The sequence below is a fragment of the Trinickia sp. Z7 genome, from assembly GCF_056498045.1.
In genome coordinates, this window is the sequence record NZ_JAUEQW010000007.1 from 147,710 (window position 1) to 158,899 (window position 11,190).

An 11,190-nucleotide genomic window follows, 5' to 3' on the forward strand; every position below is an offset into this window, starting at 1 on the left:
GCGTGCTACGCGCGGGGGCGAGGCGTCGGTGCGCGATGCAATAGAATGAGGCGCCGTCCGCTTCAAACATGTGTGGCTACGCTCGTTTGTTTTCATGTCCAACAACACCATCGAATTGTGCGAAGTGCTCAAGCGCTACGGTGACAAAAACGTCGTCGACGGCTTGTCATTTCATGTCCGCGCGGGCGAGTGCTTCGGCTTGCTCGGCCCCAATGGCGCGGGGAAAACCACCACGATCAAGATGCTGCTCGGGCTGGCCGAACCCGACGCGGGTGTCGTCTCGCTATGCGGCCACCGCGTGGCGTCGGGCGCGCGCTTTGCGCGCCAGCGCGTTGGCGTCGTGCCGCAATTCGACAATCTCGACCCCGACTTCAGCGTCCGAGAAAATCTGCTCGTGTTTGGCCGCTACTTCGGCCTGTCTGCCAGCAAGACACGCGCCATGGTGCCCGAGCTGCTCGAATTCGCCCGGCTCGAAAATAAGGCGGACGCGCGAGTCGGCGAGCTATCGGGCGGGATGAAACGCCGGCTGACGCTGGCGCGCTCGTTGATCAACGATCCCGACGTGCTAATTCTCGACGAACCGACGACGGGTTTGGACCCGCAAGCGCGCCACCTGATCTGGGACCGCTTGCGCTCGCTGTTGGCAAGAGGCAAAACGATTTTGCTGACGACGCATTTCATGGAGGAAGCCGAACGCCTTTGCCACAGGCTGTGCATCATCGAAGAAGGCCGCAAAATCGCCGAAGGGGCGCCGAGCGAGCTCGTGGCAAGCGAGATCGGATGCGATGTGATCGAGGTATACGGCGCAGCGCCGGCCGCATTGCGCGACGAGCTAGCACCGCTGGCAATGCGCACGGAAATCAGCGGCGACACGCTGTTTTGCTACGTGCGCGATCCAGAGCCCATACACGCGCGGCTGGCGGGTCGCGCGGGCCTGCGCTATCTGCATCGGCCGGCGAATCTCGAAGATGTCTTCTTGCGGCTGACCGGACGAGAAATGCAGGATTGAACGGCTTTTGCGGCGGCCGCCCGTGGCGAATTCGGGAGCACCGCCGAAACCGGAACCAAGCGCGAAACCGAGGATAGCTGCGCCGCGCCGGTGGCCGCGCCCTCATTTAGACTTTCAGACTCGAAGGCAACGCAAGATGGATGCTCCTCCTTACGATACGCAGGTGCGCACGCGTGACACCGCGTCGCCCCATCGAGGCCGGCGCTGGAAGCTCGCGCTGCCAGCCAATGCAACGAACTGGGTGGCGGTTTGGCGACGCAACTACTTGGTCTGGCGTAAGCTCGCGGCCGCATCGATGCTCGGCAACCTAGCCGATCCGATGATTTACCTCTTCGGGCTCGGCTTCGGTCTCGGCTTGATGGTGGGCCATGTCGACGGGGTCTCGTACATCGCGTTCTTGGCGGCCGGCACCGTCGGCTCGAGCGTGATGATGTCCGCTTCGTTCGAGTCGATGTATTCGGCCTTCTCGCGCATGCATGTACAGCGTACTTGGGAAGCGATCATGCATACGCCCTTGACGCTCGGCGACATCGTCGTGGGCGAGATCGTTTGGGCGGCCAGCAAGGCGGTCTTGTCGGGGGCCGCGATCATGCTCGTCGCGGGCCTGCTCGGCTACGCGAGGTTTCCCTCGATGCTGCTCGCCCTGCCCGTCGTTGCACTGGCCGGTCTCGCGTTTGCGAGCCTCGCGATGATCGTGACGGCGCTCGCGTCTTCATATGACTTCTTCATGTTCTATCAGACGCTCGTGCTCACGCCGATGCTCCTGCTCTCGGGCGTGTTTTTCCCGCTGGGGCAACTACCCGCGGGCGTGCGCCACGCTGCGATGGCATTGCCGCTCGCACATGCCGTCGAACTGATCCGCGCCGCCATGCTGGGGCGGCCGATCGTCGATGCCGCATCGCACGTGGCCGTGTTGATCGCTTATGCGATCGCACCGTTCTTCGTCTGTGCCTGGTTGTTCAGACGCCGGCTCATGCGCTGAAAGCGCGGAAGCGAGCGGGCGCCCCGCCGACCTCGGCGCCCCATCGCCTCACTCCTCGTCGTCGCTCCAAGGAATCTCGACATCGCTCAGAAACGCCACGGTAGCGAACGGCTGCGCCTCGTGGCGACCGATCTTGCCGTCGGCCCGCTGCCATTCGACGCGAAAGACCACGGAGGGCGTGTCCGCCAGCAGCCAAACCTTGCGAATCTCGTCCGGATCGGCTTCCTCGACCGGACCGTCGAGCGAAATCAATAGCGTCTGCGGCCAAATGCCCCCGTCGGGATCATAGATGCGGTCGCCATCGGGAATGGAAGTGAATGCCTCCACCCCGATCGTCGCGCAGGCATCGACCACCATTTTGCCTAGCGCCTGGAGCACGGTGGTGGCGCGCACGGAATTCGCTTGGCGGATTGCGAGATCGCCGCGTGTCAGCGCCTGTTCGAGTTTCGGGTGGGTCTTCTGTTTGCCCATAATGAAGTCGTGATTTGCTCGATGCTTGGTTGTTCGTCGCCGGCGCTCCGTAGGCGCGCCGCCCCAATTGACGAATCGTACCACCTGCGCTGCGCCGGTCCGCATGTCGGCGACGTTGCACGCGGCGATAGCCCCAGCTTCAAAGGCGTGTCGAAATGGGCGATTCGGGCGGCGGCGCGGAATCGCGTCGCAAATAGCGAACCGCGGCCAGCCGGTTGCGTCCATTCGTCCATGCCGCCGACGTGTAGACGCCCTTCTGCCCCAGCGAAGCAAGGATGTCCCGATAGTGCGTCACGGTGGCGACGTGATGCGGCTTCACGCCGGGCCGGAAATGGATGACGCCCGGCAGCGGCCCCATATTGACGCCACCGGCATAGGCGGCGTCGTTGCGCTCGCTCCACTCGTCGTGCGCGCCATGCTGAACCGGCGAATGCGGCAAGACGCCGAACTCTTTTTCGTGCATCGGGGTGCGGTACTCGAGCAAGCTTGCGGCATGCAACCCGGTCGCGGTGAGATCTGCGTTGAACAGCGGCACGAACGTACCGGCACCGATGCGTTCCGCCTGATCGTCGGCCACGCGTCGGTAGACGCCGTGAATATCGATGTCGCCGTAAAGGAAGTTGCCTGCCGCATCGCGCAAGCCGTGCAGCGCGTCCGTCAGCGGCCGTAATCGCAATCCCTCGGTCGCCAGGACGCGCAGCGAACGCGATGCATGGCGCGGGTCCGGATGGTCGATTGCGAGCAGATCGCGCTTCGCCTTGACCAGTTCGTTATCGCGATAAACGACCAATCCAGGGAAGCGGTTCTCCTTGCTGGTCTTCTGATATACACCGGCCGGTTTGGGCCGCAGGCCTGGGCGGCCGACGTTCGCCGCGCGCGAGACATGTCCCGTTCGGACGAAAATCTCGTAGCGATGCCGATCGGCAAGGGATTGAAATACGACGGCTTCGCGCGGGTGCAAGCCCAACGATTGGAATTGACCGTCTTCGGAAAGCGTTCCGTTTTGCGGATAAGGGCTCGCCACGGTGTAACGGCCGCGTTGCCAGAACATGCGAGCAAACGAGCGCAGCACCGAGCGCACCCGCGATGGAGCGCCGGCCGTTCGGGCAGCCGTATGCCGCGGCGTTGCACCGAGGCGCTCGGGGAACTGACCGGCATGCGTATGGGCCATCGGCGGCTCCAGAGGGCGTGCGTCGCGATCGATCCCGGCGCTGCGCGCTACGTTGCGCGAGCCCAGCGCCGCGCGCATCGTCACTTTATCCCCAAGCTGCCGGCGCGTATCCGTGCGGCGCCAAAAAGCCAAAAGCCCAGTCCGAAGAACTGGGCTTTTGGCGAAATTTGGCTTGGGGTGGCTGATGGGACTCGAACCCACGACGACAGGAATCACAATCCTGGACTCTACCAACTGAGCTACAGCCACCACTGTACGACACGTTCTTGCGCCGGCGTGACCAACGAAGAAGCGAGATTATACGAACAGAAATGCTGCTTGCCTAGCCCCCTCAGCCGATTATTTCCGACGGTTCGCGCAAGTAGCGGCGCGCTTCATCGAAAATCGCCAGATCGCCGGCCGCAAGGCGCTTGTTGTCGGAAAGCACGCGCCGCCAGCCGCGCGCGCCAGCAGCACCGCGATAAAGCCCGAGCGCGTGGCGCGTGACCGCCCCAAGCGGCGTCCCACGCGCCAACTCCCGCCCACAGTATTCGATCAGCGCCGTTTCCACTTCGTCACGCGTTGGCGCCGCAGCGCCGCCATAGAACCGCGCATCGACCTCGGCGAGCAGGAACGGGTTGTGATAGGCCTCGCGCCCCAGCATCACACCGTCGACGTGCTGCAAATGAAGCTCGACCTCGTCGAGCGTTTTGACGCCGCCGTTGATGACGATTTCGAGCGCGGGAAAATCGCGCTTGAGTCGATACGCATAGTCGTACTTGAGCGGCGGAATTTCGCGGTTCTCTTTCGGCGACAATCCTTTCAAAATGGCGTTGCGCGCGTGCACGATGAACACTTCGCAACCGGCCTCGGCGATGCTACCGACGAAATCGCGAACGAACGCGTAATCCTCGACGGCATCCACACCGATCCGATGCTTGACCGTGACGGGAACGGAAACGGCGTCGCGCATCGCGCGCACGCAATCGGCGACGAGCTGCGGCTCGTTCATCAAACACGCGCCGAACGCCCCGCGCTGCACCCGCTCCGACGGGCATCCGCAGTTCAAGTTGATTTCGTCGTAGCCCCACGCTTGGCCCAGCTTGGCCGCGCGCGCGAGATCGTCGGGCTCGCTGCCGCCCAGTTGCAGCGCGACGGGCGCTTCCTCGGCGGTGAACGCAAGGTGGCGTCCGACGTCGCCGAACAAGAGCGCCCCGGTCGTCACCATCTCGGTGTAAAGCCAAGTATGGCGCGAGATGAGCCGATGGAAGTAACGACAGTGACGATCGGTCCAGTCCATCATAGGGGCGACGCAAACGCGGCGCGGACTGGGGCGGAGGGCAAGCGACATGGCGGAAATGAAAGACGGCTGGAACGGCATCGGCGGCTCAAACGGCAAGTTCGCAATTTTACCGCATCGGCCCGGTGACGCGGGCCGCCTTGCGCGCCGAGGGTCTCGGGCAACGCCGAGTCGGCTCGCCGATTCTGCCAACGCCTACGCAAGCGTCCCGGCTAGAATGGAGGCCCGCGAAACCTCGCGGCGCGTCACGACACTGCCGCGCCGGCCACGGATAAGGAGCTCGAGTCGATGAACGACGGATCGTCCCGTCAGTGCCTCACGGGGCGCGTCCTCCTCGCTTTGTTGCTGTCCTCGCTCGCCGGTTGTAGCACCTGGTTCGCGCCGCCCCCGGCCACGCAAACCGAGCAGCCCGTGCCCGAGCCCGCGCCCGTCGAGGAAGCACCGCCCGCCCCGGCATCCGAAGCGCAGGCCTCGGCTCCCGTCGTCGCCGCGCCGCCGCACGAAACGACGGAACCCAAACATATCGCGCCCAAGCCCGTTTATAGGGCGCCGCCCAAGCCTCGCCCCGCACCGCCGCCGCCGCAAACGCCGCCGCCCGTGCAGCCGCCGTTGATCACGACGCGCACCCTCGCAGCCGCCGATACGCACAGCTTGCTCGACGCTCGCGTGCAGCGTCCCGACGGCAAAGTCATCGGCCACGCCATCGACATGTTCGTCGACGCAGCCGGCAAGCCGCGGGAAATGCTCGTCAATCTTGCGGGGTTCCTGGGCATCGGCGATCGCAAAATGCGCTTCCCTTGGACGGACTTCAAATTCGATGCCGCCCAGAAAAAAGCGCCGATCACGCTCTCGATTCCGCGCGGCGAACCGCCGGCGGCAGCATCGTCCAAGCCCAAGGACAAAGCAACCGGCAAAGCCGCCGCAGCGGGCGCGAACGATGCGCACTTGCTCGGTGTGATCGATGCGACGGCCGAGCGCGGCAATGGTGCGCGCGTGGGACGGGTCATCGACGTACTGATCGACAACCATGGCGAGCCGCAAGCGGCCGTGGTCGACGTCGGCAGTCTGATCCATGAACGCCGCAGCATCGCCGCGGACTGGGCGGCCCTGCGCGTCGTCGCCAAGGGCGACGAGCTTTCGCTGCAAACGGACCTGTCCGACGCACAAGTCGACGCGGCGCCCCCCTATCTGCCGAATCAACCGGCGCGGGCGGTCGCACCGGCTCCGGCCGCTGCGGCCGCTTCCGCCGCTCACCCCACTCGATGACCAACGCGCAGATGGCAATTTCTCGAAGTCTTCGCGCGCTCGACTGGTTGAACTTCTTTCTCGCCAATGTGCAGACAGGGTTCGGGCCATTCATCGCGTCGTATTTGACGGCCAACAAGTGGACCCAAGGCGAAATCGGCGTCGCCTTGAGCGTGGGCACCGCCACGGCCATGTTGAGCCAGGTGCCGGCCGGGGCGCTCATCGATGCGCTGCGCAACAAGAAAGCGGCGGGCGCCGCCGCGATCATTGCGATCGCCGCCTGCGCATTGCTGCTCGCGGCGAGCCCCACGCTGCTGCCCGTGCTCGCCGCCGAACTTTTTCACGGCTTCGCCAGTTGCATGCTCACACCGGCCATTGCAGCCATCTCGTTCGCGCTCGTCGGTCACAGGGCACTGGGCGATCGGCTCGGCCGCAATGCGCGCTTTGCCTCGATCGGCAGCGCTTTCGCGGCTGCGGCTATGGGCGCGTTCGGGGAATATTCGTCCGCGCGCGCCGTCTTCTGGCTGACAGCGGCGCTGACGGTGCCGGCCATCATCGCGCTGTCGATGATCGAAGATACCGGCCGGGCCGCGATCACCGCCGCGCGCGAGCGCGCCGGGGCGCCGCCCCCGCTCGCCGACCCGCATCGAGAAAGCATCGCCTCGTTGCTGCGCGATCGGCGCGTGATCGTATTCGCCGCTTGCATCGCACTCTTTCACCTGTCGAATGCGGCGATGCTCAACCTGGCTGCCGGCGAAGTCACGGCGCATATGAGCGATAACGTTCAGCTCGTGATTGCGGCCTGCATCATCGTGCCGCAAATGGTGGTCGCGGCGCTCTCGCCATGGGTAGGGCGCTCGGCCGAGCGCTGGGGGCGGCGCCCGCTTCTCATCATGGGATTTGCCGCATTGCCCGTCCGAGCCCTATTGTTCGCGGGCGTCTCGAGCCCCTACCTGCTCGCGCCCGTACAACTGTTCGACGGCATCAGCGCAGCGGTCTTCGGCGTCATGTTGCCGTTGATCGCGGCCGATGTCGCCGGCGGCAAGGGCCACTACAACCTGTGCATCGGGCTGTTCGGGCTCACGGCCGGTATCGGCGCGACACTGAGCACACTCGCGGCCGGCTTCGTGGCCGACCGTTTCGGCAACACGGTCAGCTTCATCGGCCTCGCCGTAGCGGGCGCACTCGCGGTGGTGCTCGTTTGGACGGCTTTGCCGGAGACGCGCGAGACGATCGATGACGAAGCGGCAGAGCCGGCGCACAAGCCCTCGACGACCTAATTCGCCCCACCCGGCCGCAACGGCCCGCCCGATGCGGCGCGAACCGCGGAGGAACCGGGGCAGCGCCGGGATGCGACCGGCAGCATCGCCCGCAAACGCGCTTTACTGCCGGCGCGGCCACGCGCAGGCGAGCTCCGCCTCGACGGCCGCGCGCGCCGCCTCGAGCGCGTGCTGCGCGGCATGTCGCTCGGTCGGCCAGGTATCGTCGATGGCCACGAGGCGCCAATCCAACGCCACCTCGTCGTCCCGCCACACCCGATAGTGCGATTTGAGCCCGGTCATGACCTGCTCGACGGCGACTTCGAGCGTAAACGAGCGGTAGCGCTCGACGTAGTCGCCCATGTCGACCCCATTCGATTCCATCGTGCCCTCCAAATCACTGGCGCGCACTGCCCGCCGCCGGCTTCGCTAATCGCAATCCCCGGACAAATACTTTCGGCCGTCGCACGTGATCTCGATGGCGCCGTTGCCGTTTTCGTCGGCAAGCCCCGCGCCCAGCAACTCGGCGGCAATCGATGTCGAAACGAGCGGCGGCGCTTGGCCTATGCCGACCTCGTTCAAACGCCGCAACGCTTCGATGGCTTCCGGACTCAAGGATTTGGACATCGCCCGCTCCTTTTCGCTGGCTATCGCAATTCAGATTAGCACTTTCCCAGCGGTTCGCCGCACGTACGCCTCGCCTCGCCTCGCTTGCGCCTAGCGCCTAGCGCCACCTGGGTTGCGGGCGCGTCCGCCTATAATGTCGCTCGTTCCAGATTTCGCGAGCGCCCGCTCGCGTGAGCCGCGCCCCGTTGCGCGATCCGCCGCCGAGCCCTCGCCCCGCACTCCATGCAAAAAATCATTCTGCCGTTCGTTTCAGGATTTCTCGCCGCGCTCTTTTTTCGCGAAGCGACACTCGCCTTGCTGCACGCCGCGGGCTTGATCGATGCCACGGGCTTTTCGACAGAGCCCTTCATGCCGCTCGGCATGCCCGAATTCATCGCGAATGCCATTTGGAGCGCAGCCTGTGCGGTGCTGATGGCGTGGCTGCTGGGCGTCGGCCCAGAACGCGCCGCCCCGTGGGTGCAAGCGTTCGTCTTCGGCGGCATCGTGTTGACGGCAGCGCGCGTCTTCATGGTCGACCCGGCGCGCGGCATCTGGCCGAGCGGCAACATGTTGCCGCGCCTGGCCGTGGGCTTTGCAGCGAATGCGGTGTGGGGCTGGGGCGCGCTCGTGTTCATGCGCGCCTTCATGAGCTCGCCGCTGGACGAAAGTTGAGGCCGAGCGAAGCGGCCCGGCCCTCACCCGATGAGATGGCGCAACGGATGCGTCTCGGGCGTCCAAGGGCTCAGGAACATATGCTCCACTTCCGCGCGGGTGACATCCTCGATGTTCGCAATACGCCATACGGGGCGATTGTCCTTGTCGACGATACGCGCGCGTACGCCTTCCACGACGTCGCCGTAGTCGAACATCGAGCGAGTCAAATCGAGGTCGCGCCGCAAGCAATCGGACATCGGCCCCTCCGCGCGCGCGACGACCTCGAGCGACACGGCCATCGATAGCGGCGAGCGCTCGCGCATCGCGCCGATCGTCTCTTGCGCCCACTTGCGCGCGTCGCTCTCGCTCTCGGCTTCGAGCGACGCGATGATGCTCGCCACGTCGGCGTGGCCGAAATGCCGGTCGATCCAGGGCCGCAGCGCGGCCAGCGAAAGCGTACTGGCTGCGCCAGCCGGCGCCGCTCGCTCGGCGGACGCAGCCGGTGCGCTGGCGCTCGCGAAGCGCTCGACGCAAGCGAGCACGTCGCGTTTTTCCTCGAAGTGCGTCGTTGCCAACGCTGCGATGAGCTGCGGTATCGCCGCCGTATCGAGGTAGGCATCGGCCAGACCGGCGTAGAGCGCATCCGCGGCGTCGATCGTCGCCCCGGTGACCGCGAGATAGCGGCCGATCGCGCCCGGCGTGCGCGCGAGGAACCAGCCTGCACCGACATCGGGGAACAGGCCGATCCGCGTCTCGGGCATCGCCATCTTGGTCGTCTCGGTGACGATGCGCAGCCCGCCCGTGCGATGCGCGCCTTGCGAGATGCCCATGCCGCCGCCCATGACCACGCCTTCCATCAGAGCAATGTAGGGCTTGCCGTAAGTGAAGATGGTGTGATCGAGCGTGTATTCGCCAATGAAGAAGGCATCGCGCCCCGCGACATCGCCCCGCCGCCCCGCTTCATAGAAGTAGCGTACGTCGCCGCCGGCGCAGAACGCGCGCGAATGCAGGCTGCGCACGACGACGGTCAACACGCGCGGATCGTCGCGCCAAGCGTCGAGCGCAGCCTGCATGGCTCGAATCATCGGCAGAGACAGTGCGTTGAGCGCTTGCGGTCGATTCAGTTCGATGAAGCCAATCCGATTTTCGACACGAGTGCGCACTTCGTCGATATCGACGGGCATCGGTTCGGGCGTGGGCATGAGCGACGTACGAGAGAGTCGAGAAGCGCACAAGGTAGCACGCGCTCGCGGCGCGCGGTGCGACGATCGCCCCCGCGCACGACGAGCCGCGCGCTCAGTGCGCCTTCATATCCGAAAAGAGGTTGAGCACGACCACCCCGGCGACGATCAGCGACAGTCCCGCCACCGCCGCGAGGTCGGGCACTTGGCGATAAAGAACCATCGCCACGAGCGTGATCAGCACGATGCCGACCCCCGACCAGATCGCATAGACGATACCGACGGGCATGGTCTTCAAGGTCATCGACAGGCAATAGAATGCGAGCCCGTATCCGAGCGCGACGACGAGCGCCGGCGCAAGGCGGGTGAAACCCTCCGAGGCGCGGAGCGCGGAGGTGCCGACCACTTCGGCGATGATCGCCACCGCCAGCCAAATGTATGCCGAGCCGCCCATCGATCAGACCTTATCGAGCGCGAGATCGGCGAAATCGTGTTCGAGCTCGGCGCACAGCGCTTCGACGACGAGTTCGTGATCGGCGCGTTGCGTCAAACCCGACACCGTCACCGAGCCGATGACGCCTAGGCCCGCCAGGGTGATCGGAAACGAGCCGCCGGCCGCGACATATTCGGCGGGCGGCAAGCCATATTTGTCCGCCAAGGTCGAACCGCTCTGCTGCAAGCGCAGGCCGACGGCATACGAGCTGCGCCGGAAATGCGCAACGACGCCGCTCTTGCGCCGCACCCAGGCCGAATTGTCCGGTGCGGTGCCGTCGAGCGCGCTGAAAAATAGCGGCATCCCGAACGTGCGAACGTCGATGGCGACCGCATGGCCGCGCGCAATGGCCAACTCGCGCAGAAACGTCCCGAGCTGCCACGCCCGCCCGGCGTCGAATCGCGGGAAGACGAGCTGATGTTCCTGTTTGGCGATGGCTTGCAGATCGTGATCGAAATTCATAGGCACGGAAACGAAAAAAAGAACGAAGGAAGAGAAGACGCACGAGGAGCGCATCGCCCGCACGCATCGAGCCGACCGAGAGTGCGTCGCATTCTCCGTTCGCACGGACGCAGCCGCGCGGCAGACCGGGGCACCCCGTTGGCGTTGGAACTGCGCACGGGAAGGCAACTGCGAGCCGATTCTAGCGTACGCGCGCCGCCGGAGCTTCCGCCAACACGCCGCATGTTTGGCCCCAGCCGACGATATCGGTTGCACGCGGTTATGGTTTCCCCTATAATTTCATTTTTCGACGGACGCGGGGTGGAGCAGTCTGGCAGCTCGTCGGGCTCATAACCCGAAGGTCGTAGGTTCAAATCCTACCCCCGCAACCAAAGCGCC

Annotated in this window: 13 protein-coding genes and 2 tRNA genes; 6 read left to right on the forward strand and 9 right to left on the reverse strand. The window is 65.2% G+C overall.

Translation table 11 applies throughout. The annotated features are described in order from the left end of the window. Positions 1 to 94: 94 nt before the first annotated feature. Entirely contained in the window at positions 95 to 1,009 is a 915-nt protein-coding gene (nodI, locus tag QQS38_RS14640; protein WP_479646088.1) for a nodulation factor ABC transporter ATP-binding protein NodI, read from the forward strand. Positions 1,010 to 1,145: 136 nt separating this feature from the next. Next, positions 1,146 to 1,991, forward strand: coding sequence for an ABC transporter permease (locus QQS38_RS14645; protein ID WP_479646089.1), 846 nt, complete (start codon positions 1,146 to 1,148; stop codon positions 1,989 to 1,991). A 48-nt stretch (positions 1,992 to 2,039) separates the two neighbouring features. Here QQS38_RS14645 and QQS38_RS14650 read toward each other — a convergent pair whose 3' ends face one another. The 4 genes from QQS38_RS14650 to dusA form a co-directional block, all read right to left on the reverse strand. Further along, positions 2,040 to 2,462, reverse strand: a complete 423-nt coding sequence (locus QQS38_RS14650; protein ID WP_479646090.1) for a hypothetical protein — start codon at positions 2,460 to 2,462, stop codon at positions 2,040 to 2,042. 139 nt (positions 2,463 to 2,601) lie between these two features. Beyond that, positions 2,602 to 3,633 (reverse strand): hypothetical protein, encoded by a 1,032-nt coding sequence (locus QQS38_RS14655; protein WP_479646091.1) that lies wholly within the window; start codon positions 3,631 to 3,633, stop codon positions 2,602 to 2,604. A gap of 173 nt (positions 3,634 to 3,806) precedes the next feature. Next, a tRNA-His gene (locus tag QQS38_RS14660) sits at positions 3,807 to 3,882 on the reverse strand. Between the two features lie 82 nt (positions 3,883 to 3,964). After that, positions 3,965 to 4,963 carry a tRNA dihydrouridine(20/20a) synthase DusA gene (gene dusA / locus QQS38_RS14665; protein ID WP_479646092.1) on the reverse strand — a complete coding sequence of 333 codons (999 nt, stop codon included), beginning with the start codon at positions 4,961 to 4,963 and terminating at the stop codon, positions 3,965 to 3,967. Positions 4,964 to 5,200: 237 nt separating this feature from the next. On the opposite strand from dusA, the gene QQS38_RS14670 reads away from it, so the two are divergent. Both QQS38_RS14670 and QQS38_RS14675 read left to right on the forward strand, forming a co-directional pair. Further along, positions 5,201 to 6,178 carry a PRC-barrel domain-containing protein gene (locus QQS38_RS14670; protein ID WP_479646093.1) on the forward strand — a complete coding sequence of 326 codons (978 nt, stop codon included), beginning with the start codon at positions 5,201 to 5,203 and terminating at the stop codon, positions 6,176 to 6,178. Positions 6,179 to 6,189: 11 nt separating this feature from the next. Beyond that, entirely contained in the window at positions 6,190 to 7,437 is a 1,248-nt protein-coding gene (locus tag QQS38_RS14675) for an MFS transporter (RefSeq protein ID WP_479646094.1), read from the forward strand. 102 nt (positions 7,438 to 7,539) lie between these two features. On the opposite strand, the gene QQS38_RS14680 is transcribed toward QQS38_RS14675, so the two are convergent. Both QQS38_RS14680 and QQS38_RS14685 read right to left on the reverse strand, forming a co-directional pair. Next, entirely contained in the window at positions 7,540 to 7,800 is a 261-nt protein-coding gene (locus QQS38_RS14680) for a hypothetical protein (protein WP_479646095.1), read from the reverse strand. 45 nt (positions 7,801 to 7,845) lie between these two features. Beyond that, positions 7,846 to 8,043: a hypothetical protein gene (locus QQS38_RS14685; protein WP_479646096.1), complete on the reverse strand. Its 198-nt coding sequence runs from the start codon at positions 8,041 to 8,043 to the stop codon at positions 7,846 to 7,848. A 222-nt stretch (positions 8,044 to 8,265) separates the two neighbouring features. Between QQS38_RS14685 and QQS38_RS14690 the strand changes: the two genes are divergently transcribed. Next, entirely contained in the window at positions 8,266 to 8,694 is a 429-nt protein-coding gene (locus tag QQS38_RS14690) for a hypothetical protein (protein ID WP_479646097.1), read from the forward strand. Between the two features lie 23 nt (positions 8,695 to 8,717). On the opposite strand, the gene QQS38_RS14695 is transcribed toward QQS38_RS14690, so the two are convergent. From QQS38_RS14695 to QQS38_RS14705, 3 genes are all read right to left on the reverse strand, one after another. After that, positions 8,718 to 9,878 carry an enoyl-CoA hydratase/isomerase family protein gene (locus tag QQS38_RS14695; protein WP_479646098.1) on the reverse strand — a complete coding sequence of 387 codons (1,161 nt, stop codon included), beginning with the start codon at positions 9,876 to 9,878 and terminating at the stop codon, positions 8,718 to 8,720. 94 nt (positions 9,879 to 9,972) lie between these two features. Next, complete coding sequence (locus tag QQS38_RS14700) at positions 9,973 to 10,311, reverse strand: DMT family transporter (protein ID WP_479646099.1); 339 nt, start codon at positions 10,309 to 10,311, stop codon at positions 9,973 to 9,975. A gap of 3 nt (positions 10,312 to 10,314) precedes the next feature. Further along, on the reverse strand, positions 10,315 to 10,812 hold the full coding sequence (locus QQS38_RS14705) for a heme-degrading domain-containing protein (RefSeq protein ID WP_479646100.1): 498 nt from the start codon (positions 10,810 to 10,812) through the stop codon (positions 10,315 to 10,317). Between the two features lie 294 nt (positions 10,813 to 11,106). On the opposite strand from QQS38_RS14705, the gene QQS38_RS14710 reads away from it, so the two are divergent. After that, a tRNA-Met gene (locus QQS38_RS14710) sits at positions 11,107 to 11,183 on the forward strand. Positions 11,184 to 11,190: the final 7 nt, after the last annotated feature.